Below are 24,876 nucleotides of genomic sequence, written 5' to 3' on the forward strand. Positions count from 1 at the left end.
ATTCTGGCGACAAGGAGTACCACTGATGCCTTATTTTCACACAATCGACGGCCACTGGCGTTTTAACGGCGATCCGAGTGATCTTGCCCGCAGCCGTGCCAGTGCCAATCAGTGTCATCAGTTTCACGCCGATGATGAAGATGAACAGGTTGATGATGTCGAACGCTCCTGCGTCAACTGCGCCTATCGACGCTGGCACCAAAGCGGTTTTGATTGCTTGAAGCCAACTCTCGACCGCGGTTAACTGCCGTGAGGCATTTTGTCTCACACTTGGCCGACAAAAACACCAATGAGAGACATGTTGACTACTCAAACAGATCTTGGTCTCAGTTTGAGTTACTTGGCGACAGGTATCGTTATCAACTTCACGGCAACCTGATTACAGTAGCGGCCATCTTTGGCTTATTCACTGTGTTCCATGGCCTGCGCAGTCTTAAAACAAGTCTCGTTAGAGCGCCACCATCAACGGCTGTGGCAATCGCTCAATCTAACCGTAAAGCGGGGCGAGTTACTGTTAATTAACGGCGCTACTGGCAGTGGCAAAAGTACCCTACTGCAGTTGCTGGCCGGACTTATCGCCCCCACTGAAGGTCACATAACTCGACCGCAACGGTGCGGTTTAGTGCTGCAAGATCCCTGCATTCAAATGCTACGAGATCAAGTTGGTGCCGAAGTCGCGGTATTGCTGGAACATTTGCAAACCCCGCCGGCACAGATGCCGGATAAAATTAATCAGGCGCTTGACCTAGTCGGACTGCCTTTACCACTAACCCACGCCACGGCGGCATTATCCCAAGGCCAACGCTATCGATTGCTAATTGCCGCTCAGTTGGTGGCCTGCCCAAGTTTGCTGCTGCTGGACGAGCCATGGGCGCAGATGGACGATAGCGCCTTTATTGAACTGAAACGGTTGCTGCGACAATTAACCATGCAAGGGATCACCGTGGTGATCACCGAACATCACCTTACCCCTTGGCGGGATTGTGTCGATCGGATCCTAACGCTCAGTGAATCGGGATTAATCGCCGCCGCAGCGCCAACCGAACCAACCACGGTATTCGCAGCCGCCACGCCCCAGCCTAGTCACCGTGGCCAGCTCTGCTATCGCTGCAGCGCCACGACCTTAGCGTTGGCAGAAGATCGGCAACTTCAACTGCCAGATCTTGAGGTGTTTGCTGGGCAACGGGTACTGCTGCAAGGCGTTAACGGCAGTGGCAAAAGCACCCTGCTGCGGGCCATCATCGGTTTTGATGGCAACGCCATTGGCCAGTTGCAACAACCGGGCTTGATGACCATCTGCCTGCAACAACCAGCACGACAGCTGTTCGCCACGACAGTACTTGATGAGCTGTGCTTTTCGTTGCTACGCCATGGTCAATCGCTAGCCGAAGCGCAACAGGCGGCAATGACACTGCTGCAACGCATACAGCTAGACCACCTCGCCCAGCGCTCGCCCTATGCCCTCAGCTATGGCCAACAGCATCTGATTGGGATCGCCAGCCAACTGCTGCGCCAGCCGGCGTTGTTGCTGCTAGATGATCCCTTTGCCGGATTAGATCCACGCCATTGCCAGCAGTTGTGGCGACTGCTGGATGAGCTTCCTCACCATTGCAGCTGCGTGATCGCCAGTCACCGCCACCTCGATGGTTTCAATAATCACTGGCGAATTCACGGCCAACAGTTACAGGTAGCGTAATGGCCAATCAACCTCGAGCCGTTGGCTATACCCAACTTAAATTGCTGCTCAGCCCACTATTCCTGGCGGCCATTTTGGCGATGCCTGCGTGGGCACTGCTGCCCGCGGCGCTGCTGATGTTGCCACTGCTGTGGCGAGCACCAACCGGTCTACTTCAGCTGTGGCGACTGACCAAGCTGATGGCGGTGCAGTTTGTGATTGTCTGGCTGTTCTATCTGCTGCGCTTTGGCCTCGATTCTTGGCCGGCGGCGTTGGAACTGTCAGCGCGGCTGTATCTGTCACTTTGGCCGGGATTATGGTTTTTCCTAACCACCCCACAACACCGAATTATGGCGGCACTATCGCCTTGGCTAAAACCGCGCACGGTGTTGGTAGTGGCAACCACCTTGGCGTTAATGCCCAGACTGGTGCGCGAAGCGCATCAACTTTACCAATTGCAATGTCTGCGCGGCGCGCGGATCAAGCCCAAACAACTGTGGCGCCCTTCAGCGTGGTTGGATCTGATTAACACCGTGCTGTGCCCACTGCTGATCCAGCTTATCCAATTAACCAAACAACAAGAGATGGCACTGCGAGCCCGAGGCTATCGCGATGGCATCGCCCCAACGCTGTTCACCACTGAGGACAATTAATGGAACGCTTCAAACTGTCTGACGCGCTGCTGCTTAGCGCATTAGCATTGTTGCTGCTGAGCTTTAAAGCGGCGGTCAAACTGAAACTGGGTTTGGTTGGCCACTCGATGTTTATGATGACGCTGGTAATGCTGCTGGCGCGAGGGTTAGTGCCAAAAACCGGCAGCGTACTGGCCACCGGCTTTCTCACCGGCTTGCTGGCGATGCTGCTTGGCATTGGCAAAGGTGGCCCGCTGATCCTGTTGAAGTTCATGTTCCCAGCCGCCGCCATTGAACTAGCCTGCCTGTTGCTGCCGTTTGCGCCATGGCAGCGAAAAACCGCCATTTTGGTCGGGCTTTGTGGCCTGGCGGCGTGGATTGCCAAAGGGATGTTTGAGTTATGGCTAGCCGGTGCCGACGCCCAATTTATGCTGCTGCAGATGGGCTGGAAAGGACTTGGCGGCGGCCTATTCACCCTCTTAGCGGCGCTGTGTGTACCACCACTGCTGGCGCGACTGGCGCATCACCAATTGATCCCACAGCAACGGCAACCACAGGGACTGACCCCATGAAACTGACCATCTGCATCGACGATACCGACATCATCGGCTCCAAAGGCACCGGCGAAATTGCCGAGGAACTGGGCGAAAAACTGGTGCAACTTGGTCTCGGTCAAGCCACTGGCGTCAGCCGTCATCAACTGTATGTGCACCAAGACATTCCCTATACCTCGCACAACAGCTCAATGTGCTTTGAACTGACCGAAGTCGGCGCCAGCATCGATGAGGTGATCGGTCACTGCATTGCCCACCTTATCGAACACAGCGCGGTCGGCTCCGATCCTGGTCTGGCGGTCGCCACCGAGCAAGCCGACTGGCCAGCCCTGATAGAATTTGGCCAGCAAGCCAAACGGCAGGTGCTTAACAAAACCCTCGCCTATCAATTGGCCGAGCAAGCCGGAGTGCATCTGTCAGAGCACGGTGGCAGCGGCGATGGCATCATCGGCGCTTTGGCGGGGTTGGGACTGCGCCGCGATGGCAACGACGGTCGCATGAAAGGCCAAGTTAAGCTGAACCTTAGCGCAGCCTGCGTCGCCGAGCTACTGAAACAACCCGAGATCGACAGCGTCATTGATCTCAACCATAAGCCGCTGCCACAGGATGCCGTGGTGCAGCTAAGTGGCAAAGTCAAAACCGTCCGAGTGAATCAGCAGTGCGCCCTACTGGTCTACCAACAAGCGGATGGGCGCTGGCACAACGCCGGTAAGTCACAGCTGAAAGCTTATTAAATCAACATAGCAATCAGGCAGTTGGTCTTTGTTTACGGTTTCGCTACAGTGCCAGTAGCGAAACTTACACAAGGATCTGTCGATGTTTCATGCTCGCCCCTTATCGGTTCGCCGTGCGCAGCCATGGTTGACCTGCGTCGTGATGGCAACCGCTGCCGCGCTAAGCCTGCCAGCCAACGCCTTCGACCGAGTCACCGGCGAATCATTCGCCAGCCGTTCTCCGGTGTACGCCCAACACGGCATGGCCGCCACCAGCCAGCCGCTGGCCACGCAAGTAGCGCTGGATATCCTCAAACAAGGTGGCAGCGCCGTCGATGCGGCTATTGCTGCCAACGCCATGCTCGGGTTAGTGGAACCTACCGGCTGTGGCATCGGTGGCGATCTGTTTGCCATTGTCTGGGATAGCAAAAGCCAACAACTGCATGGCCTCAACGCCAGTGGTCGCAGCCCGCAAAGTCTGACTATGGCGGAATTTAAACGGCTCGGTTTAAGTAGTATCCCGCCCTATGGCCCACTGCCAGTATCGGTACCCGGCACCGTTGATGGCTGGTTTGAACTGCACGGCAAGTTTGGCAAGTTGCCGATCAGTGAGCTGCTACAACCCGCGATTGGCTATGCCGAAAATGGTTTTCCGGTATCCGACTTAATCGCCTTTTATCTTGATCGTAGCGTCGAGCGCATCGGCCAATATCCCGGCTTTGCGGAAACCTTTATGCCGGATGGCAAAATGCCGAAAACCGGCGAAATCTTTAAAAATCCGGGGCTGGCCTACAGCTACAAGTTGATTGCCGAACAGGGCCGCGATGCCTTTTACAAAGGCGAGATCGCCAGCCGCATCGATGACTACATGAAAGCCCAAGGCGGCTTTTTAAGTTACGCCGATCTGGCCGCTCACCAGAGCGATTGGATCACACCGGTCAGCATCAACTATCGCGGTGTAGAGCTGTGGGAATTGCCACCACCGGGACAAGGGATCGCCGCGCTGCAGATCTTAGATCTGCTGAAAACCTACGACTTAGCGGCGATGGGCCGTGACAGCGCCGAGTTCGTCCACACCTTTGTCGAAGCTAAGAAGCTGGCGTTTGCCGATCGTGCCAAGTTCTATGCCGATCCCGACTTTGCCATGGTGCCGGTAGCCGAGCTTATCTCCGACGGCTACGCCGACAAGCGTCGAAAACGGATTGACGCCAACAAAGCCGCCAAAGCGGTCGAGGCCGGCAACCCCGCACTAGAACACGGCGACACCATCTATCTGACCACCGCCGACAAAGACGGCAATATGGTGTCGCTGATCCAAAGCAACTATCGCGGCATGGGTTCCGGCATGACCCCTCCGGGTCTTGGCTTTGTGCTGCAAGACCGTGGCCAACTGTTTTCGCTAAAGGAGGGTGAAGCCAACAGCTACGCCCCCGGCAAGCGGCCGTTTCATACCATCATTCCCGCCTTTGCCACCAAAGACGGCAAGCCGTGGTTGTCGTTTGGGGTGATGGGCGGTGCCACCCAGCCACAGGCGCACGCGCAGATCATCATCAACATGGTCGACTTTGGCATGAACCTGCAAGAAGCCGGTGATGCGCCGCGGATTTTACACAGCGGCTCCAGCCAACCCACCGGCGAAGTGATGCTCAGCGGCGGCGTGGTCAGTTTGGAATCCGGCTTTAGCTACCAAACTAAGCGCAACTTGATGCTTAAAGGCCACAAACTGCAAGACAACCTCGGCGGATATGGCGGCTACCAAGCGATCGAATGGGACGCCAACAACAAGGTTTATATCGGTGCCTCGGAAAGTCGCAAAGATGGCCAAGCGGCGGGATATTAGATAGTTATTAGTTGGTAGATTTCAGTCGTTAGTTACAGCAAAAGCGGCGGTAGATTGCTCTACCGCCGCTTTTCTTTTTCTCTAGCTGATCGCTAACAACTACTAAAAACTAATCGCTGATAGCTAGCTACTTTTGCCAAGCTACGATTTAGCGCTTGGCTTAAAGCTGTTAATTTGCTCGGCCAGTTTGTCCGCCACAAAGCCTGGTGAATGGGTGTTGCCGGAGATCAAGCGATACATCGCTGGGATCACCAACAGCGTCACCACGGTGGCAAACGCCATCCCGAACAGCACCACGGTACCCACCGCAATTCGGCTTTCATAGCCGGCACCGCTGGAGAAGATCAGCGGCACCGCCCCAAACAGGGTGGTCATCGCGGTCATCAGGATTGGCTGCAGACGACGGGTTGCCGCATCAATCACCGCTTGCTCAAGGCCGAGGCCGCGATCGCGGAGCTGGTTAGCAAATTCAACAATCAAGATGCCGTTTTTGGTCACCATGCCAATCAGCATGATCAGACCAATCTGGCTGTAGATGTTAAGCCCCTGCCCCATCAGCCACAGGCCAGCTAAGCCACCGAGAATGCCCATCGGTACGGTAAACATCACCACCAGCGGGTTGATAAAGCTTTCAAACTGCGCCGCCAATACCAAGTAGGCCACCAACAACGCCAAACCAAACACCACCGCGGTGCTGCTCTGGTTCTCTTTAAAGTCAGCGGATTCGCCAGCGTAGTTGATGTTAATCTCCTTCGGCAAAATCCGTTTGGCTTCATCCTCAAGCAGCGTCAGGGCATCGCCCAAGTTGCCTTCTGGGGTCAAGTTGGCCTTGATGGTGATCGACTTCTGCTTGGAGTAGTGCGACAACATCCGCGCCGCGCCCACCTCTTCCACGTAGGTTACCGTGTCCAGACTGATTAACAGACCGGTACCGGAACGCAGGTAGATCTTGGAGAGATCGGCAGCGCTGTTGAAGTGGCGCTCGTTAGCGCGCAGATAGACGTCGTACTCTTCACCACGATCGACAAAAGTGGTTTCCGTCTTACCACCCAGCATCACCTCAACGGTACTGGCGATCTCGGTCACGCTTAAGCCCAACTCCGCCGCCCGGGCGCGATCAACTCGCACCACCAACTCTGGGGTTTGCTCGGCGTAATCGATGTCAGCGCCGGTCATCTGCTCGCTGTCGTTGGCGAAATCGCGCAGCTGCAAGGCGTAGCGATTCAGTTCATCGTAGCTGGAACCACTGATCACAAACTGCACCGGCTCCGACGAACCACCACGGAAGCCCGGCAACATCGGCCGCACCATCACATCGGGGATATCTTTAAGCTGCTTGGCCACCACCGCCAGCGCGTCTTTGGCGGTTTGCGTGCGCTCGCGCCAATCTTCCAACTGAATGATCACAAAGCCGGTGTTATCGCCCGCACGGCCACCAAAGGCTGGAGTCTGAATGCTGAACGAGCGCACCAACCCTTGCCCCAATAGCCCCATCATCCGTTCTTCAACGATCTCCATGTTGGCGCTCATGCGGTTGTAACTGGTGCCCTCAGCGCCTTTAACAAAGGCAAACAGAATGCCGCGGTCCTCTTTTGGCGCCAATTCGGCTGGGATCTTTTGCAGCAACAGCGCCGAACCGCCAATACAGGCGATAATCACCAGTGGCGCCAGCCAACGGCCTTTTAATACCACTACCAACAAGCGACGATAACCGGCTTCCAAGGCGCTGATCACCCGGCGTACACCACGAATAAGCAGGTTCGGTTTATCTTTGGTGGTGAGGATTTTCGAGCCCAACACTGGGGTTAAGGTCAATGCCACCAACGATGAGAACAGCACCGACATCGCCAGCACCACCGCAAATTCGGTGAACATTAAGCCAACCATGCCATCCATAAAGGAGATTGGCAGGAACACCATCACCAACACCAAGGTGGTGGCGATCACCGCAAAACCCACTTCGCGAGTACCATCGAAGGCCGCCAGCAGCGGCGGTTTGCCCTGCTGCATGTGATGGTGAATGTTTTCCACCACCACGATGGCATCATCGACCACCAGACCGATGGCCAAAATCAGCGCCATCAAGGTCAGCAAGTTAATCGAATAACCGAAGAAATAGGCCGCCATAAAGGCGCTGATCAGCGATACCGGCACGGTTAACGCCGGGATCAGGGTCACTCGCGCTTGCCCCAAAAACAGGTACAGCACCAGGATCACCAACACCGCGGTGATCATAATGGTCGAGTACACCTCGTCAATGGCGTTTTCGATAAACAACGTTTTGTCGTAATCGATAAACAGCTCAGTGCCTTCCGGTAAGAAGCTTTGAATCGCTTCCACTTCCGCCCGTACCGCCATCGCCACATCCAATGGGTTAGCGTCTGACATCGCAATAATGCCAAGGCCGATGTTCACTTCACCGTTGGATTTGTAGGTTGAATCTTCGTTTTTAGCGCCGACGTACACCCGCGCCACATCTTGCAGATAGATGGCGGTGCCATCGTCAGCGCGGCGCACTTGCAGATAACCAAAATCTTCAGCGGTTTGGTACATGCGATCGGTGCGTACCGACATCGTCAGCACGTCATTACGCATCTCACCGCCGGGGTTTTCGACGTTTTCCGCTTTCAGGGCGGCAATAATGTCGTTTCCGGTGACGCCAAAGCCAGCCATCTTGGATGGATCTAACTCAACGTACATCACCTTATACAGCGCGCCGTAGTAATCCACGGCACTGACCCCGGAGATCAACGAGAAGCGGTCTTCAATGCTGCGCTGGGCGTAATCGGTCAACTCGGTGCGATCCATGATACTGGAGCTTAAGTTGACGTAGATCGACGCATCACCACTGCCGTTATCGCGATACACCACCGGATCATTGGCTTCATCCGGCAAGCGGTTTTGTGCCCGTGCCACCGCATCACGAACGTCACTGACGCCTTCAACCAGATCCCAGCCAACTTGGAAGGTAACGATGATCCGCGACATGCCGTTGCGGGTTACCGAAGTCAGCTCTTCAATGCCACTGATGCCGCTAAGCTGATCTTCAATCACCTTGGTGACTTGGCTCTCCATGATCGTCGCCGATGCACCTGAGTACGACGTACTTACGGTCACTACCGGACTGTCGACGTCCGGCATCTCACGCACCGCCAGCTTGGAGTAAGAGACCAAACCAAACACCATCAGCAGCAAACTAAGTACGATGGCAACGACCGGACGTTTTACCGAGACATCAGAAAGCAGCATTGGCTACCCCTTGCTTGCTCGATGGTTTCGACAAGTCAGCCACTTTGACGCCATCTTTCATATTAACGGTGCCTTCAACCACAATCCGTTGACCCGCTTTTACCCCAGAGTTGATCGCCACATTGGTGCCAACCCGTTCCCCCAAGGTCACTTCAGTGCGGTGCACTCGGTTGTTGTCATCCAGCACATACACAAAACGCTTAGTGCCGAAGTACTCCAGCGCCTGTACCGGCACAAAGGTCTGTTGCAATGGCGCAAACTCGATGTTGGCGGCCAGCATCATGCCCGGTTTAAGTCGCTGCTCGGGATTATCAAATTGCACCCGAATTTGCAGATTGAGTGATTGCTGCGAGATGCGTGGATCAATCGCCACCACGGTGCCGGTAAACTGCTGATTTGGCCAAGAACGGGAAGTCGCTACCACCTGCAAACCCGGACGCAGCTGCGCCAGATAGCGCTCTGGAATCGACAGGTCCAAGCGCAGCGTCGACAGGTCATCCAAGCTCATCAGTTCGCTGCCACTGCTGACCAGCGCGCCAACGCTGTGATCAATCAAACCAACAGTACCGGCAAACGGCGCATTCAGATGGTGGTAGTCGCGTTGCGCTTGGGCACGATCGACCCGCGCCTGCGCCATCGCCACACTGGCTTGCTGAGCGTCAATTTCCGATTGGGTCACTGCCCCTTTGCTGATCAACCGTTTTAGCTCGGCCAATTTGCGCTGTTCGTCGGCCAGATAGGCGTTGGCTTCCAGTAGGTCAGCACTGGCACTGGCATCCTCGATGCGCAGCAGTGGCTGCCCTTGGCTAACCTGCTGATTGGCCTGCACCATGATTTCGGCAATTTTGCCGCTCACTTGCGGCGCGACCATAATTGCTTTTTCTGCGGCCAGATAGCCAACCACCGCCAGCGTCGGGGTTAACGGCTGTTCACTCACCAACTCACTACGAACCGGAATGGCCTTGGCCGGAGTTGCAGGCTTGGCAGCAAAGGCTGAACTGCAACTGAGCGCTAACAGAGTCAGCGCCAATACGGGGGTAATTTTTTTCATCTCTGGCACAAGGTTAACTTCAATGGCGACATTCTATTCGCGCAAATAACGCTTGTGTGTAAGCCAACGTAAAGATTGCGAAAAGCGCGATCAAGCTCTCGTTAATCGAGACGCATTCTTAAGCGGCGATCGATTTCGTCGCGGTAGACGTAGCCAACACAACACTTTTAATCCAGTGAAGGAGTGACGATTGATGCAGGTACTTATCGCCGGTGGTAGTGGCGGCATCGGCTTGGCCCTAATTGACCAGTTGCTACAGCAACCCGACGTCCATATCACCGCCAGCTACCGGCGCCAACCGCCGTCGTTCAGTCATCCGCGATTACAGTGGCAACAGGCGGATCTGACCGATGAAGCACAGGTACAAGCGCTAACCCAGTCAATAACCCACTTGGATTTGGTGATTAACGCCTGTGGTGTATTACACAGCAACGACAAGTTACCGGAAAAGGCATTGACGGAGTTCACCCCAGCATTCTTCTTTAACAACCTGCAAAGCAACACCCTGATCGCCATTTTGTTAGCCAAACATTGCCAAGCCGCATTAAAGCGCTCTGGCCGAAGCCACTTCGTCTGCCTATCGGCACGCATTGGCAGCATCAGCGATAACCACAAAGGCGGCTGGCTCAGTTATCGCAGCGCCAAAGCGGCACTGAATATGGCGCTAAAAACCATCGCCATCGAATGGCGCCGTACCCTGCCCAACTGCTGTGTGATTGCACTGCACCCGGGTACGGTGGCAACGCCACTATCGCAACCGTTTCAGGCGCGGGTGCCAGCGGCACAACTGCAAGCGCCCGAGCAATGTGCCAAGGCGTTACTGGCCGTTATCGCCAGTCGCGGTGCCAGCGATTCAGGCGCCTATCTGGATTATCGTGGCGAGATAATTCCGTGGTAGTGACTGCAGTCGCCTACCGTGCGCCATCAACCCGCTTTGAACTGGCGAATTTTACCAGTTAACCCCTGCTGCAGAGTTGATAACTGAGCAATGCTGTCATCCAAGGTGGACGCTTCCGATGCCAGGTTCTGCGCCCCTTGATTGATCTCCTCCATGGTATTGCGCGCCGCATGAGTTACCTGCGATTGCTCCTCCGAGGCCGTGGCGATCAGGCTGTTCATATCGGCTATCAAGTTTATCTGGGCGGCAATGGCATTAAGCGAATCCGCCGCCGCTTGGGTGGAATCGATCACCAGTTGCACCTGCTCTTTACTGCGATCGGCGGCGGTCACCGACGCGGCCGATTGCTGCTGCAACTGAGCAATGATCGCTTCAATCTCTTGGGTGGACGATTGGGTACGCTGCGCCAGTGTCCGTACTTCATCGGCAACCACCGCGAAACCTCGGCCGTGTTCGCCCGCCCTGGCCGCCTCAATCGCCGCATTCAGCGCCAGCAAATTTGTTTGATCGGCAATGGCTTTAATGACATCCAGTACCGTGGTGATGTTATCGGTGCTTACATGCAGCTTGGCCGCCACCTCAGCGGTATGCGACAGCTCATCCACCAAGCCACTGACCTGGGCCAGATTGGCCATCATCTGTTGCTGGCTTGCAAGGGCGTTATCACTGGCTTCACTGGTATTTTTAGCCGCATCTTGAGCATTTTTAGCGATATTGCTGGTGGCGCAGTTCAGTTCTTGCAAGTGCTGCAAAATCGCGCTGGTTCGCTCCGACTCGCTTTGCGCCTGCTGGCGAGAGTTAACGCTTGCCTGCTTTACCCGTTCGGCAATGACATCCAAGCTGCCAGAGGTTTGCGTAACGTCAACGATGATCCCCTGCACTTCGCCAATAAAACGGTTAAAACCGGCTACCAACTGGCCAATTTCATCGCTGGATTGATAGTTTATTCGGGCAGTTAAATCGCCATTACCATCGGCGATCTGTTGCAACAAGCGATTGACGCTGTGCAGTGGCCGCACCACCACCAGTTTGATCGTCAGCGCCGATAACAATAGGGTGATCACCATAAACAACAGCAGCGATAACATGATGTTGTTGGTGGCCGCCTCGATGCGATTAGTGAGTCGTTGCGGCGACATCGTCAATACCACCGAGCCAACCAACTCATCAGCGTTCCACTCAAGGGCAATGGTCACCGGCGCCAGATCGTTGCCTCGCGGTTGGCCGCCGCTACCTAACTGTTGTTGGCGGTGATCGAACACCACTATCTGACTGATATCGTCATCAGCGATGTAAGCGTTGATGATCCCCGCGATTAGCTCTTTATCGTAGGAATACACCGGCTCACGTAAGATCACTCTTAATTCGTCGGCGACGATCTGCTGCTTGCTTTGCCAATACTGTTGCTCATTGTCACGCAGTTGCTGATTGCCTATCAGTAACACCACCAAACAGGCCGCCAGTAAACTGCCAGCCAGCACCACCAACGTTTTACTGGTTAAGGTTTTCAACATCATCTGGTCCTTGATAGGTCAATGGTTCGAACCACAATTCCGCGCGTTGTAACGGGGTTTTCTCAGTTAAATAGGGGTTTTCAAGATCAATCACTCGGCGGTTTTGCAGGTTGCCGCGAGCCAGTGCTCGCTGCACCTCTTGATCGGCAAAGAACATTCGTTCAAAGGTGCCATCCTGCACCATTGATTCCAGCGCCGAATTTAATTGGCTGGCAAGTTGCTGATTGTTTTTATTTACAAAGAAATACAACGGTGCCGTATAGCGCAACAATAGATCTGGCTCGACCGTTAATTGATAATCAGCGAAGTCTTCAATTTCATTCCATGGTTCATGAACACCGCGAGGAAAGAAATCAAAGCGGCCGCCTTCCAACATATAAAACAGGTTAAAAAATTTAACGGCGGTCGCAACTTCGATGCCGTTATGACGCAAAATTTCGGTATCTGCCCAGGTTCGGCCCTGCCCCGCCCGAAAGTGTTGCAGTTGCGCTTTGCTCGTAACATCGGCAAACAGATCGGCACGATCGCGCCGTACAATGGCCACACGCATCGCCATCAAACCACGATAGAGCGGGTAATAAAGCGCCTGATAATCTCGCTCTAGCTCGGCTGAAGTCATGCTCCACATTACATCCAGACCGCCATTTTTTACGTCATTCATGATCCGTGTATTGGCCAGTTCCGGCTGCGCTTGATGCGGATAAACGTAATCCAATTCAGCCCGGTTGAGCGCTTCGATCAACAGCTTATTTGGTAAGGTGGAGTCGGTAGGATAGCTTTGCAACTTAATTGGCTGCGCATGGGCCAGCACCACCGTTGCAAATGTGGCTATTGCAAATATTGAAACCCGAATAAAATGAGCCAATGCAATTTACTTCCGTTTAAATGGCATTAGTTTAAACATATCAGCATTAAATTAATTTAGCTATCCACGTACGGCTTTCAACAAGTCATTCAGCGGCTATCTAGCAATCAGTTCAGGATTGCTTAAGTAGTTAATAAGCAACAGCTAACTCGCATCCATAACAATACTCACTGGGCGTTTATTTTGGTTGTCATTCATTAGCTTAATGCAAGAGAAAAGGAAACTTTAGTGATTCTTTTGGAATTTCTAAAGCACTTTCCATAAAATAAACCCAAAGAACTTACTAGCGCTATTGGTTAATTGTGTGAGCAACCTCTAATTGACCGTTCAAAATTAAAAGTGACATATCTCTGCAAGTTTTTGTTCATGGAGGCTGATTACTTTTCCTGCCGAAAAATACGTAAACCTACGGAACCTCCATCATGTTTAGTTTTAATCGTTCGGTTATTGCCGCCTCGCTAACCTTAGCCAGTTTGTCTGCCGCCGCAGCGCAGCCGCCAAAGCACATCATCTATTTGATTGGCGACGGTATGGCGACCTCTCATCGGCAGGTGGCGGAATACTACTTGCAGCAAAAAACCGGCGATCAAACCCAGCGTTTGGCAATGAACTCGCTGCCAGTTGCTGGCATCAACACCACCCATTCTGCCGATTCACTGATTACCGATTCGGCCGCGTCTGCTACCGCATTAGCCGCTGGCGTTAAAACCAATAACGGTATGGTAGGCATGCTCCCAGATGGCAGCAAAGTCACCACCCTGCTGGAAGGCGCAAAGGCCCAAGGCAAAGCCACCGGCTTGGTAACTTCTACCCGCCTAACCCACGCAACCCCAGCAGCATTTGTGGCGAAAAACATCGGCCGAGGCAACGAAAATGCGATCGCCGATGCGTACGCCCGTGCCAACGTCACTTACGTGGCCGGCGGCGGCTATCGCCACTTTATCAGCGGCGATCAATCCAAGCGTCAAGATGGACGTAACTTGGTGACCGATATGCAAGCGGCCGACTACCACACCTTTATTGGTGGTGATTCCGTCAATAACTTCCGTAGCTACCAACCGCAAGCAGGCGATAAAGTGTTTGCTGCCTTTACCCCGTCTCACCTGCCGTATGAATTAGATCGTCAGCAAAGTAACACGCTGCCGTCGCTGGCTGAACTGACCGAAAAAGGCATTGAACTGTTGGCTAAAGATCAAGATGGCTTCTTCTTGATGATTGAAGGTGGCCGGATTGACCACGCCGCCCACGCCAATGACATTGCCAGCACCGTATATGACACCTTAGCCTTTGATGCCGCGGTACAAAAGGCGCTCGACTTCTATCATAAAAATCCGAACGACACCTTGATAGTAGTGACTGGCGATCATGAAACCGGTGGCATGGGCATGGGCTTTGGTAAGCACTATTTCATGTCGCTTGAACAGATCCAAACCAGCCAAGAATCGATCGAAGACAAGCTGCAAGGGGTGTATTCCGGCAATCGTGGCGCCTTCTATCAACACATCGCTGGCCAGTTTAATTTGGGTAATTTAGCCAGCGATGAAAAATTGCTAATTGAACGGGCAATGGACGCCGTTGATAACCAAGATAAGCAAGTAGGAACTGACTATGGCGGCTATGATCCGGTGGCCATCGCGGTTGCCCACGTCACCTCTAAACGCGCTGGGGTCTACTGGACCTCATACGCCCATACCGCCACCCAGCTGCCGCTGTCAGCGATCGGCGTTCAAGCCGACAAATTGGGTGGTTTCAAAGACAATACCGAGGTCGCACTAACCTTAGCCGACATCATGAATGTCAAAATCGGTAAGCAGGGCTAACGCCATAAAATAAAGGCGAAAGTCTGCCGGCTTTCGCCGCTTATTAGGGAACTATCGATGCGCGGTATCTATCTGACGATAATCGTGATCTGCTGCTTTGGTTATTACGCCTTCAGCGAGCAAACACTGGCAACCAACCAAGCCGAAGTGGTCGCCGAGGTAATTAAGGTTGATAACAGCCAATTAACCGTAATTGGCAGCAATCGAATTGGTGAACAACGACTCACAGTGCAGTTTGATCAGCCGCAGTACGGGCAAACTCAAGCGGTCGCCCATAATCTGTTAAGTGGCACCATTGAATATGATGAGTTTTACCAGCCTGGCGATCGAATTCTGGTGGCGGTGCAGTTCAACCAATTGCAACAAATAACCCAAGTTAAAGCGCTGTCGCATTATCGCATGCCGTTTTTGCTGGCGCTTTTCGGCTTATTTGCAGTGGCGCTTATCGTCTATGCAAAAAAAGTAGGACTGCGAGCGCTGCTGTCATTCACCGGAGCCGTCGTTATTATTTGGCAGTTGTTGATCCCTGGCCTTTTGGCGGGCTACCCACCGCTACTCATTACCAGTATTACCCTAGCGGCGCTCAGCGCCCTGATTATTATCTCGGTCGCCGGTTGGACATACAAAGGCAAAGCCGCTTTAGCGGGTACCCTGGTCGGCCTGATGGTCACGTCGCTGCTGTGCGTATTGTCCGGTGAATTGCTAAAGATCGATGGCATGTCGCAGCCGATGGCACAATCACTGCTGTTTGAAACCGGAATGCATTTAAGCATGCTCGATGTGCTTTATGCGGCGGTATTGATTGGCGCCAGTGGTGCAGCGATGGACGTGGCAATGGAGATGGCGGCAACCATGGAAGAGCTGCAACTGGCCAATCCCAACTTAACCCGCAAAGCGCTACTGCAGTCCGGTTTTCGGGTTGGCAATGCGGTTATCGGCACCATGACCACCACCCTATTGCTGGCCTATTCCGGTGGCTTTTTAACCTTGCTAATGCTGTTTGCCAGCCGTGATGTCAGCTTAATTCAGATTGTGAATATGAAATTGGTTGCCAGTGAGATCGCCCGTACCGTTATTGGCAGTTTGTCTCTGGTTATTGTTGCACCGGTGACCGCGTGGATCGCCAGCCGCATGCTGATTAAACATCGAGTAACTCAGCAAAATCACGCGAGCGGCGGTTTAATCGCCCAATAACCGCAGCAATTTAAGATAGTTCAAATGTTATCTCATTACCCCTATTTCACTAAACGACTAAACCACTAAACCAACAACCCTGTTATAATTATTTAGAGATTCTAATTGTGCAAACCATCAATAATAATCGCAGAAGCTTTTTAAAAGGTTCCGCGCTGGCGACCGCATCATTAGCACTGACTCAAATGCCCGCTTTTGCTAGCGGATTTTCCCAAAAGGTAACAGCAATTTCCCTCGACACCTGTAAAAAGATGTCGGCGGTTGATATGGCATTTGAATCGCAGATGGTGCTCGCCTCTAAGCAATATCTAACCGACCAAATTAATTCAATTAACGATTGGTCAATCCGTAATTTAGTGACTGATATTTATCGGCAACCGACACCAATGGTGTTAGAACAGCTAGATAACGACAATCGCACTGCCGTCTGGAAAGAGTTGCTGGCGAAAAATTACAGCAACAGCGACTTAGACCACTTTTTGCCAAACCAGCCGGTTAAGCAGGCGGATTACCATGCCTTTTATTCGGCACCGGGCAGTGGCTATGGCAGCCATCACTCCTACCCAGGCGGCCTTGCGACCCACCTAGCGGCGAACGTCCATATCACCAACGGCATCGTTAACACCTATCAAGAAACTTACAACTACAAGGTTGACCGCGACATCGCCGTCGCGGCGCAATTGCTGCACGATCTGCACAAACCGTTGGTGTTTCCTTGGCTTAAGGATCACTCCTGCCGCAAAGAAAATACCCTTGCGGATACCGGTGAACACCATGTGCTGTCAATTGCTGAACTTATTGCACGCAATATGCCTGCCGAATTGGTTGTTGCCACCGCCTGTGCCCACCAAGCACCGATGACCTTGGCGCATCAACAACAGATCGCAAAATGGTTGGATGCCGCCGCCATCATCAATGGCATCGATCCAGTCCGTTACGGTTTGCTGACCAAGCAGCAGGGGCAACTGCGATTAAATGAGATCGCTCAGCAAGAGGGTTTTATCTGCCATATTGGCGATCACGATTACGTTCTGTCGGTTCCAGCAGTGCAACAAACCTTGCCAGTGCTTAGAAAAATTGCCCATGAACAGTATGCCATTGCCGATGATGACCACAGCGCGTTCAACGCCTTAAGAAACCGAATTTACTCGCTGTACAGTGCCATGCAGATCCATGCGGAATTCAGCAATCACGGTGAAGACCGGATCAAAGCGATGATGCTGGCTGCGGTGCAGCCTTAATCAGTAACATTTTCTAGGGCACACCCGAATAAATTGACCGCCGATTGGCGGTCAATTTGTTAATAGCTTATTGCGATAAGCTGCCAGCTCGCTAACTGCGATTAACTTGCCAAGCACAACAGAATTCACTCATTTTCCATTGATTTCCAAATGATTCCTCCCAGCTTGGTTCTAGTTCAAGTTGAACCGCTGCCTAAATTGTCAGCGGTCCTGCTTAGATTCAACCTGATCGTGCGACCCACGTGGTGTTTTGGACAAACCACAATGTTCGAATCGAATCCGACTAAATAAAATATTAATGATGTAAATCAGTATTTTATGGGTGAATCTGAATAAATGAATAAGCTATTAATTGCAATGCTGATGGGCACGTTGCTGGCCGGTTGCGGCGGTGGCGACGAACAGAGTGATGAAGACCAAGGCGGTGGTGGGGTAAATCCGCCGCCGGTGGTGCCGCCACCGGTAACACCGCCAGACATCGCCCCAGAACAACTGTGTGCCCAGTCATCGGCTGGTACGATTTGCTTACCGGATGATTTGACTGCGCATGCCGGGCAACGAGCCAGTTTTTCGGTAACCGGCAGCTACGCTGGCGACACGGAATTTACCTGGTACTTCGATGAGGCGCAGCATTCCGAGACTCCGTTATTGGTGTCCCAAGGCAGCAGTGCCTATGCGGCATTTCCATCCACCACCCACAGTGAGGTGATGGTGTTGAATGTGGATGCGACTCACCAAGGGGAAACCGTAACGCTGTCTGCGCATGTGGCGGTTCAGGGAACGGCGGTTGAGTTGCATATCAACGGCATCAACTCGGTCCTAATGAATGCCGCAGGTTTAGTGGAAGTGGCGTGGTTGCCGGCGGTTACTGCCGATGGTCGATTCGCTGAGGATGCTGAATATCGGTTGGAGGTTATTGCCCTTGATGACCAAGGCAATAACACCGATGACGTGCAACAGTTTGACACCACTGACACGCAAATTTCGCTGCAATTGCAGGCGGGCCAGCGGTACAAAATGGCAATTAGTGCTCAATCCGGTTGGGGACAAACTGTCTCCGAATACTTGGAGTACACCGTACCAGAGCAAGCACCACAGTTTGCGCCAGTAACTAAAGTCAGCAGCCGTGCCAGTGTCGATTTGACGCAGGTTGAGGCGTTTGATCTGATTGATATCAATGGCGAACTTCATATTGTGCGGTTGGACGCTGAAGGCGCTAAATACTTGGGCAAAGCACTGCCTTACGAGGTCTATTCGATTGATGCGCCACTGCGCTTAACGATGCAACTTAAGGAACTTAACGACAAAGAAGTTGCGGCGATTCAATACGCCAAACGTCAGCGTGATGAACGTGGCACGCCAATGCCGTTTAGCTTCGATATTGAGCCGGCCCATTGGGATCCGAAAACCCGAGAAGGTAAGTTGTGCGCTAAATTCTCCAGCGGCCTAGCCGAGGGCAGCCTTTGCCGCAACTCCAGCAGTGGTTTAAGTTGTGGCATTGATTATGCGCTGTCGCCCAAGCTGTGGGTTGAGACCTCTTGTCGTCTGACCAACAGCGTTGAACTCAGTGCTGATTTGCAGAAAAAGCTGGCGTTTGAAGCGATTTGGCCCGGCTCAAAAATCAGTACTGCTGATATTCCCGGCGGTGAGTACCTAGATAAGTTCAAAATTGAAGTGGGTTTGAACGTTGGCGCTAAGACCGAGATCATCTTCCCGTTGAAGGTGACTGCTGGTATCAAGTCGCACGCTTCGGTCTCTGGTTCAATTGAACAATCGATCGACAAGTACTTTAACTTCAACGTCGATATGGATGTGTCTCAGGCCAAAAACAATAAATGGTTTGCGCCAAAGAATGACGATTGGATTGAACTGCAAGCGTTGTCTCCGGGCATGAAAGCCGAGATGGGCATTGAGTTTAAGATTGGCGCCTTCCCTGCGATTACCATTGCTGGCGTGACCTTGGATGCGGAGCTGGCCGGTAAGTTAGCGGTTAAAAACAACATCATCGGTTTGATTAACTCTGGTGACAAAGGTCGTGGCAACGCCATCATGCCACCGTACTCGGTAACTGATGCGGCGATTGATCTGTCGGGCGTAACCAGCTTTGGCTATGAGATCGATCCAATCTTCAATTGGTTGCCAACCATTACTGGTGGCGCTGAGTCGGAAACGTCCCCTTATTCGCTCTATGAGCATCCGAAGAGCATTGTGGTTTCCGGCACAGAGCGAAAAACGTGCGCCGGACGCCGGTTCACTTACTTAGGCGAAGAACCGATTTCGAATGCTGAATTGGGTCAACTCAACCCAAATCACTCTTACAGCAATGGATTTCATTTTGAGACCGGTACCTTCTTCACGTCGCAAAGTGACCTGCGCTTCAAGACTGCACGTTTGCTAGGTGAAGGCGCTGGTAATGTTGATTTTTCATTGGCGGGTAATGGGTTTAGAGAGAAGTTCGACTCGCTTGGCGCCAAGAAGGAATTGTTCGCGGTGCGGTTGTTCCAGTTTGAAAATCCACAATCGATGATGCAAAAGTACTTCCCAATTTTTGGTGCGCAAGGCTTTACCATCAATTTCGAGACTGGATTGAATGGCCACCCATTACATGAAGCCGATCCGGTGTGTTGGGGCCGAGGTTGGAATGGCGTAGTTGAGAACGTTCCAGGCTTTACCATGACCCTTGAGGAGTTGGCGACTTGGGAAGATTGATCCCATAGCGAAGTGCCACTGTAAAGCTAACAAAAACCGCGTTGTTTAACGCGGTTTTTTTATGTGGCGGGGACATCACGAAACCCGGTTGCTAAAGCGCCACTATGGACATGAATTCGCCGCCTTTGCCGTTTCCTCCAGCGTGGCATTAACTGCAAAAGCAGAGGCTGCGGTGCTGCCTTAATCAGTAACACGTTCTAGGACACGCCTAATAAATTGACCGCCGATTGGCGGTCAATTTGTTATTAGCTTATCTACCTGGATCATCGGTAGTCGCATTCGGCTTACTGATGCAGCACCACCCACTCTTGGGTTACTTCATCCAGCAGGTAGATAAGATCGGTATTTTCATCGCCGATATACAGCAGCTGCTTGTCGTTATCTACCGCTAACCCCTGCGGCCGTTCACCCCACTGCTGGCTGCTTTTATCGATGCTATCGGGCAGCAGATCTTGGCGAATACCAGTGGCAAGATTGACCTTAAACAGAGTGTCGGCATTGTTATCGCCGATATAAACGTGCTCGCCATCGCTGGCCAACGCAATCGATTCTGGATCGTCAATAAACAGCGTATCTAACTGCTCAATCGGGGTGCTCTTATCCGCGACCACGGTCATCACTCCGGTGGCGATATCCAAGGCGTACAGCCCCTCACCGGCACTGTCATCATCGGTCAGATAGATGGTGCGGTTGTCCGCCGACAACACCGCCTCTTCCGCTTCAACAAAGTTTGGTGCCAACGTTTGATCCACCACAATCGGGGTATTGGTCTGAGTAGCAAGGTTGTAGTGATGGAAGGTGGTTGGGCGGTTATCCAACAGGAAGTAGCCCTCGGTCGCTGACAGCGGCAGCCAATGTTCGGCGCTGGTATCAAAGTCACCTGTCAGATTGCCGTTGATGTCCATGATACGGCCAAGCTCACGGCTGTCGACATCAATGCGGTAGATGGTGGCCTGCTCTTCGGTTTGATGCGAGCCCGACAGCACCAGCGCATTGAGGTAGGGATCAAACACCAAGCTTTTATCGTCGATGCTCACTGGGCTGCCCAATTCAACCATCACCTCTCGGCTGTTGTCACTGAGATCCAATTCAACGATGTCATTGTTATCCATTACCCACAGGCGATTGCCGTTAGGATCACGAGCCAAGTTGCCGTTGATCTCCAGCGGTTGATGGCTGCCGTAGATCGCCGGATAAAGGTTGGTCATCAGCGGCGCAAAGCTCATGTCGGCCAAATCAAGCTGCAATACCGTCTTGCGATCCCGCAGGGTAATAAACAGTTGTTGATTGGCACCAACCAGCAGCGAAGTCTCTTCATCCAAGAAATCGCCATACTCGGCAACGCTGTCAGCATCCAGCGTCAACGGTTGCAACTGCTTGGTGGAAATTTGATAGCGGTAGATCGCTTGAATGGCGTCGGTGGTGTCGTGGAATAGCAAGGTATCGCTGTCCAGCAGCACCATATCCTCTAAGCCGTAATCGAACGACAGCTCATCCAACACAGTGCGCTTACCAAAATCCAAGCTGGAGGGATCCAGATCGATACGGCCAAGTTCGTAGGCATCGTTGTAGACGAACATCTGCTGGCTGTCGGCGGCATAGGCCGCCGCCAAAGTTTGCTCTAACTTATCTGGCACTGGCACGGTATCGTTGGTGATCACCGCAATCGCGCCGTAATCCTCGGCGCTGCTGTCGATTACCACCGAGTAAACGGTGGTTTTGCCGCCCTCATCGCTCACCAGATACAGCACCTTATTAGCGCTATCGATGCCCCAACCGGCAAGATAGCGCGGCAATTCGCTGGCGCTTCCGGTCACTATCACTTCACGCTCGCCGCTAGCGATATCGACTTGGTAAACCGACAAGCTGCTGCCATTGCGCGAATGCACCAGCACGGTTTGATTCAGCGGATTGAACAGGATCCGATGGTTATTGCCAATGGGGTTAACGCCATCAAACATGCCGTTATCGGTGACAATTCGGCGTGCACCGGTTTGCATGTCGTATTCCAACACCCGGCGACGGCTGTTCTCTAGCAGATACAGTTTGCTTTGGTCGTCATTAAACGCCAGGTGTCGTGGTTTGGTGAGGATCGGCGCGCTTTCGATCTGCGCCAAGCGGCCGCTAAGATCATCGGCGTCGGTGACGGTACGCAGTTCAAAATCGAGGGAATTACGCCCGGCGCTTAACGGCACGGTTACCTGCCAATTGGCAAACTGATCGTTACTGCTGACCGCTTCGCCATTAACGCTAAAGTCGGCGATCTCCTCGCCATTCACACTTTGGCCGCGCAGAGTAATTTGGCTTGCTTCGGTGGCGCTGTAGCCACTTGGGAAGATCAGCGATACGCTCGGCACCGGCGGCTCACAAAGATCGCCTTTGCCATCCATATCGCTGTCGGCTTGATCCGGATTGGCGGTGTTAACGCAATTATCGGCGTCATCTTCAATGCCATCGTTGTCGCTATCAACCACCACCGGCGCCGGATCGGGCACATCGACAGCGGCGGTCTCATCACTGCCCCCGCCGCAGCCGGTTACCACTAAGCTGGCTAAGAATACCGTCCGTTTCAGCATCGCAAGTCCCTCTGTCAAAAACCTCTAAGTGACTTGCGATTGTTTCAACATTTTGTTTACAAATCAATTTTGCGAATAATTATCAGTTAGTTGCAAATTGCTAACTACCCATAGCTAAGGCTTAAAAGCGGCAATCGCTTGCTCGGCGCCTTCTAAAAACATCTGGGTACCAATCACCGCCAAAATCAGCCCCATCAAACGGGTAATCACCTTAATTAAGTTATCCCCCAGTTTGTTGATGATCTTCTCCCCTGCACAAAAGCAGACGTAGGTAATCACGCACAACAGCGCAAAGGTGATGATGGTCGATAGAATTGGGAAATAGCCGTCACCGGCGGCGAATGACATCGCGGTGGCGATGGTGCCGGGGCCAGCAAGGATCGGCACCGCCAGTGGCGATACCGCCAAATCATCGAGATTTTGTTGATTGTCGCTGCTGTGCATCGACGAATTATCGCCATGCAGCATCTGGTAACCGATGATAAACACCAAAATCCCACCGGTGATCCGCAGCGCCGGCAAGCTGATGCCAAAGAAATGGAAGATGGTTTTGCCCAGCAGCGCAAACACCACCACCACCGCCAAAGTGATCAGCAATGATTTGCGTGCCAGCGCCACCCTCGCGGTTTGTTCGACCCCAGCGGTTAGGCCGATAAACACCGCGGTATTGGCGATTGGATTCATAATCGCAAAGAAGCCGAAAAAGACGCTGATCAGTTGGTTTAGGTAATCCACTTAAGCCCCACAATAACGATGAATTTCTCCGTCAAAGGGTAGATCAGCCGCGCGCAGTTTCCGGCTGGTGGCGGCGAGCAACACTGTTCGCAGGTTTTTTGCTAGAGGTTGTTGAAAGTTACTGAAAGAGGCTGAGGTTTTACTGGGGCTGCTGGAAAGTTAACCGGCCAAATCAGCTTGGTGGTCTTACCTATGCCTGACCAAATAGAAGTTGAGAATGTGTACAATCGGCGGTGATTCAGCAGTAAGGATACTTATGAAACATACCATCATCGCCGTTACGTTAACCGTCAGCGCCTTTGCCACCGCCTCACCGCAGCAGCAAATTACCGAAAAAGTAACATCATGGATGAGTGTCGATGTGCAACCCATTTCATCGTTGGCCATTCGCACCGCATTTCAATGTCAATTCTTTGCGGCAACGCCAATGATTAAAGAGCCACAGGGTGAAATGCACTTTGGCGGCTATCTGTTTTATTCATTAGATAATAGCGCCCACATGCTGGAGCAACCCTCTACAACCCAAGCGTTGCCCGATATTAGCCGCTGCCTAAAAACCGACTTTAATCTGGCCGAGCAAGAGAATGTATTGGTCTTTGCCGAGGCAATGAAAAGTCTCTATGAATCTAACGGTTCGTCGTTTGCAGAGCAGTTTGAAACCAAAATTGAAAAATCCGAGTCTGGCTGGACCATCATTACCGGCACATTCTTTGAGGACTACTCGGGCTATTTAATTGATTTAAGCAATCCGCAAGATGGCGCAACAATAAGCTACAGCCTAGATCTGCCCCGCTAACGAAAGCCATTAGATCGTGGGAGATACTGGGTATCCCCACGATCTAACGGTTGTGCCTTAACCGTGGCTGGCAACGCTGTCCGCTGGCGTTTGCTGACGGTCTTCCATGCCGTAATCACGGATTACTCCGGCCACGCGCAAGCGGTAATCGGAAAATACTCCAGCACGTCCCTGCCCTTGCGCCATCCGATGTGCCTCTAGGTTACGCCACTGTTGCACTGCCTGTTCATCGCGCCAGAACGACAGCGACAACACCTTGCCTTCGGTGGTTAAACTGCTAAACCGTTCAATCGAGATAAAACCATCGATCTGTTCCAGCAGTGGCCGAATGCCGCTGGCAATATCGACATACTCCGCCAACTTGCCCTCGGCCACGTGCACCTCAAAAATCACCGCAATCACCAGTGCACTTCCCTATATATCAAGTCAAAAAAAGCAAACTAGCCTGATGATAGCGTTACCAGCAGTAAATACTGCGATGGTGTCTACACACATTAATAAGCACTAGTGAGTTATTTGCAACTAAGATCGGTTCGGTCAATCGAGCTTTTACCAAATAGCAACCGTGAATAAAATTCGATTCAACCAAATGTTGATGTAATTTACTGCAATATCACCAATCGAATACGCTAATTAAGTCGTATTGCTGTTTTTGACAGCATCGTTCCCGCTTTTATCAAAATCGAGTTTACCTATGGCTCATTGAATGGCATGTTAGCCACTTTAAGGTTTGTTCGTAAAGCACTAAAACCTATCGAGTTTGATAGAGAAATAATTCCTTGTTTTAAATCAAGAATTATTTATTTAAATAACA

Annotated in this window: 19 protein-coding genes and 1 pseudogene; 13 read left to right on the forward strand and 7 right to left on the reverse strand. The window is 52.4% G+C overall.

Annotated features, from left to right (window positions below; translation table 11 throughout):
• The first annotated feature begins 25 nt into the window (after positions 1–25).
• The 6 genes from G506_RS0103295 (at position 26) to ggt (ending at position 5,414) form a co-directional block, all read left to right on the forward strand.
• Positions 26–244 carry a hypothetical protein gene (locus G506_RS0103295; RefSeq protein WP_035386911.1) on the forward strand — a complete coding sequence of 73 codons (219 nt, stop codon included), beginning with the start codon at positions 26–28 and terminating at the stop codon, positions 242–244.
• Positions 245–418: 174 nt separating this feature from the next.
• A complete protein-coding gene (locus tag G506_RS0103300; protein WP_028115634.1) occupies positions 419–1,696 on the forward strand; it encodes an ATP-binding cassette domain-containing protein in 1,278 nt (425 codons plus the stop codon).
• Positions 1,696–2,328, forward strand: coding sequence for an energy-coupling factor transporter transmembrane component T (locus G506_RS20295; protein ID WP_051201854.1), 633 nt, complete (start codon positions 1,696–1,698; stop codon positions 2,326–2,328). The genes G506_RS0103300 and G506_RS20295 overlap by 1 nt, the downstream gene beginning before the upstream one ends.
• Entirely contained in the window at positions 2,328–2,879 is a 552-nt protein-coding gene (locus G506_RS0103310) for a hypothetical protein (RefSeq protein WP_028115635.1), read from the forward strand. The genes G506_RS20295 and G506_RS0103310 overlap by 1 nt, the downstream gene beginning before the upstream one ends.
• Positions 2,876–3,595, forward strand: coding sequence for a hypothetical protein (locus G506_RS0103315; protein ID WP_028115636.1), 720 nt, complete (start codon positions 2,876–2,878; stop codon positions 3,593–3,595). The genes G506_RS0103310 and G506_RS0103315 overlap by 4 nt, the downstream gene beginning before the upstream one ends.
• 142 nt (positions 3,596–3,737) lie before the next feature.
• Complete coding sequence (gene ggt / locus G506_RS0103320; protein ID WP_051201855.1) at positions 3,738–5,414, forward strand: gamma-glutamyltransferase; 1,677 nt, start codon at positions 3,738–3,740, stop codon at positions 5,412–5,414.
• Between the two features lie 141 nt (positions 5,415–5,555).
• Here the strand turns inward: ggt and G506_RS18625 are convergent, their stop codons facing one another.
• Complete coding sequence (locus tag G506_RS18625; RefSeq protein WP_035386912.1) at positions 5,556–8,663, reverse strand: multidrug efflux RND transporter permease subunit; 3,108 nt, start codon at positions 8,661–8,663, stop codon at positions 5,556–5,558.
• Positions 8,650–9,714, reverse strand: a complete 1,065-nt coding sequence (locus tag G506_RS0103330; RefSeq protein WP_028115638.1) for an efflux RND transporter periplasmic adaptor subunit — start codon at positions 9,712–9,714, stop codon at positions 8,650–8,652. Before G506_RS0103330 ends, G506_RS18625 begins: the two co-directional genes overlap by 14 nt.
• Before the next feature lie 193 nt (positions 9,715–9,907).
• Here G506_RS0103330 and G506_RS0103335 point away from each other — a divergent pair, with 193 nt between their 5' ends.
• Positions 9,908–10,612, forward strand: coding sequence for an SDR family NAD(P)-dependent oxidoreductase (locus G506_RS0103335; RefSeq protein WP_028115639.1), 705 nt, complete (start codon positions 9,908–9,910; stop codon positions 10,610–10,612).
• A 26-nt stretch (positions 10,613–10,638) separates the two neighbouring features.
• Here G506_RS0103335 and G506_RS0103340 read toward each other — a convergent pair whose 3' ends face one another.
• A complete protein-coding gene (locus tag G506_RS0103340; RefSeq protein WP_169628064.1) occupies positions 10,639–12,126 on the reverse strand; it encodes a methyl-accepting chemotaxis protein in 1,488 nt (495 codons plus the stop codon).
• Positions 12,104–12,910, reverse strand: coding sequence for a substrate-binding periplasmic protein (locus G506_RS18630; protein ID WP_240473370.1), 807 nt, complete (start codon positions 12,908–12,910; stop codon positions 12,104–12,106). The genes G506_RS0103340 and G506_RS18630 overlap by 23 nt, the downstream gene beginning before the upstream one ends.
• Positions 12,911–13,413: 503 nt before the next feature.
• On the opposite strand from G506_RS18630, the gene G506_RS0103350 reads away from it, so the two are divergent.
• The 5 genes and pseudogenes from G506_RS0103350 to G506_RS0103365 all read left to right on the forward strand — a co-directional run bounded on the left by G506_RS0103350 (position 13,414) and on the right by G506_RS0103365 (position 19,955).
• Complete coding sequence (locus G506_RS0103350) at positions 13,414–14,811, forward strand: alkaline phosphatase (RefSeq protein ID WP_028115641.1); 1,398 nt, start codon at positions 13,414–13,416, stop codon at positions 14,809–14,811.
• Between the two features lie 57 nt (positions 14,812–14,868).
• Positions 14,869–16,005, forward strand: coding sequence for a YibE/F family protein (locus tag G506_RS18635; RefSeq protein WP_084631123.1), 1,137 nt, complete (start codon positions 14,869–14,871; stop codon positions 16,003–16,005).
• A 107-nt stretch (positions 16,006–16,112) separates the two neighbouring features.
• Positions 16,113–16,196 (forward strand): annotated as a pseudogene (locus G506_RS21295) (twin-arginine translocation signal domain-containing protein); the annotation flags it as partial.
• A 75-nt stretch (positions 16,197–16,271) separates the two neighbouring features.
• Positions 16,272–17,246: a hypothetical protein gene (locus tag G506_RS0103360; RefSeq protein ID WP_051201874.1), complete on the forward strand. Its 975-nt coding sequence runs from the start codon at positions 16,272–16,274 to the stop codon at positions 17,244–17,246.
• Between the two features lie 336 nt (positions 17,247–17,582).
• Positions 17,583–19,955 (forward strand): hypothetical protein, encoded by a 2,373-nt coding sequence (locus G506_RS0103365; RefSeq protein ID WP_028115643.1) that lies wholly within the window; start codon positions 17,583–17,585, stop codon positions 19,953–19,955.
• A 284-nt stretch (positions 19,956–20,239) separates the two neighbouring features.
• Here G506_RS0103365 and G506_RS0103370 read toward each other — a convergent pair whose 3' ends face one another.
• A complete protein-coding gene (locus tag G506_RS0103370) occupies positions 20,240–22,531 on the reverse strand; it encodes a beta-propeller fold lactonase family protein (protein WP_028115644.1) in 2,292 nt (763 codons plus the stop codon).
• 114 nt (positions 22,532–22,645) lie between these two features.
• On the reverse strand, positions 22,646–23,266 hold the full coding sequence (locus G506_RS0103375; protein WP_028115645.1) for a MarC family protein: 621 nt from the start codon (positions 23,264–23,266) through the stop codon (positions 22,646–22,648).
• A gap of 217 nt (positions 23,267–23,483) precedes the next feature.
• Here G506_RS0103375 and G506_RS18640 point away from each other — a divergent pair, with 217 nt between their 5' ends.
• Positions 23,484–24,062, forward strand: a complete 579-nt coding sequence (locus tag G506_RS18640) for a hypothetical protein (RefSeq protein ID WP_156904767.1) — start codon at positions 23,484–23,486, stop codon at positions 24,060–24,062.
• Between the two features lie 57 nt (positions 24,063–24,119).
• On the opposite strand, the gene G506_RS0103385 is transcribed toward G506_RS18640, so the two are convergent.
• Positions 24,120–24,464 carry an antibiotic biosynthesis monooxygenase family protein gene (locus G506_RS0103385; RefSeq protein ID WP_028115646.1) on the reverse strand — a complete coding sequence of 115 codons (345 nt, stop codon included), beginning with the start codon at positions 24,462–24,464 and terminating at the stop codon, positions 24,120–24,122.
• Positions 24,465–24,876: the final 412 nt, after the last annotated feature.

The sequence above is a fragment of the Ferrimonas senticii DSM 18821 genome (genome assembly GCF_000422665.1).
In the GTDB taxonomy this organism is placed as follows: Bacteria; Pseudomonadota; Gammaproteobacteria; order Enterobacterales; family Shewanellaceae; genus Ferrimonas; species Ferrimonas senticii.

Excerpts from the sequence above, each read along its gene's own strand:
- G506_RS0103295 (WP_035386911.1), top strand. The coding sequence starts at position 26 with ATGCCTTATTTTCACACAATCGACGGCCACTGGCGTTTTAACGGCGAT.
- G506_RS0103300 (WP_028115634.1), top strand. The coding sequence starts at position 419 with ATGGCCTGCGCAGTCTTAAAACAAGTCTCGTTAGAGCGCCACCATCAA.
- G506_RS20295 (WP_051201854.1), top strand. The coding sequence starts at position 1,696 with ATGGCCAATCAACCTCGAGCCGTTGGCTATACCCAACTTAAATTGCTG.
- G506_RS0103310 (WP_028115635.1), top strand. The coding sequence starts at position 2,328 with ATGGAACGCTTCAAACTGTCTGACGCGCTGCTGCTTAGCGCATTAGCA.
- G506_RS0103315 (WP_028115636.1), top strand. The coding sequence starts at position 2,876 with ATGAAACTGACCATCTGCATCGACGATACCGACATCATCGGCTCCAAA.
- ggt (WP_051201855.1), top strand. The coding sequence starts at position 3,738 with ATGGCAACCGCTGCCGCGCTAAGCCTGCCAGCCAACGCCTTCGACCGA.
- G506_RS18625 (WP_035386912.1), bottom strand. The coding sequence starts at position 8,663 with ATGCTGCTTTCTGATGTCTCGGTAAAACGTCCGGTCGTTGCCATCGTA.
- G506_RS0103330 (WP_028115638.1), bottom strand. The coding sequence starts at position 9,714 with ATGAAAAAAATTACCCCCGTATTGGCGCTGACTCTGTTAGCGCTCAGT.
- G506_RS0103335 (WP_028115639.1), top strand. The coding sequence starts at position 9,908 with ATGCAGGTACTTATCGCCGGTGGTAGTGGCGGCATCGGCTTGGCCCTA.
- G506_RS0103340 (WP_169628064.1), bottom strand. The coding sequence starts at position 12,126 with ATGTTGAAAACCTTAACCAGTAAAACGTTGGTGGTGCTGGCTGGCAGT.
- G506_RS0103350 (WP_028115641.1), top strand. The coding sequence starts at position 13,414 with ATGTTTAGTTTTAATCGTTCGGTTATTGCCGCCTCGCTAACCTTAGCC.
- G506_RS18635 (WP_084631123.1), top strand. The coding sequence starts at position 14,869 with ATGCGCGGTATCTATCTGACGATAATCGTGATCTGCTGCTTTGGTTAT.
- G506_RS0103360 (WP_051201874.1), top strand. The coding sequence starts at position 16,272 with ATGGCATTTGAATCGCAGATGGTGCTCGCCTCTAAGCAATATCTAACC.
- G506_RS0103365 (WP_028115643.1), top strand. The coding sequence starts at position 17,583 with ATGAATAAGCTATTAATTGCAATGCTGATGGGCACGTTGCTGGCCGGT.
- G506_RS0103370 (WP_028115644.1), bottom strand. The coding sequence starts at position 22,531 with ATGCTGAAACGGACGGTATTCTTAGCCAGCTTAGTGGTAACCGGCTGC.
- G506_RS18640 (WP_156904767.1), top strand. The coding sequence starts at position 23,484 with ATGTGTACAATCGGCGGTGATTCAGCAGTAAGGATACTTATGAAACAT.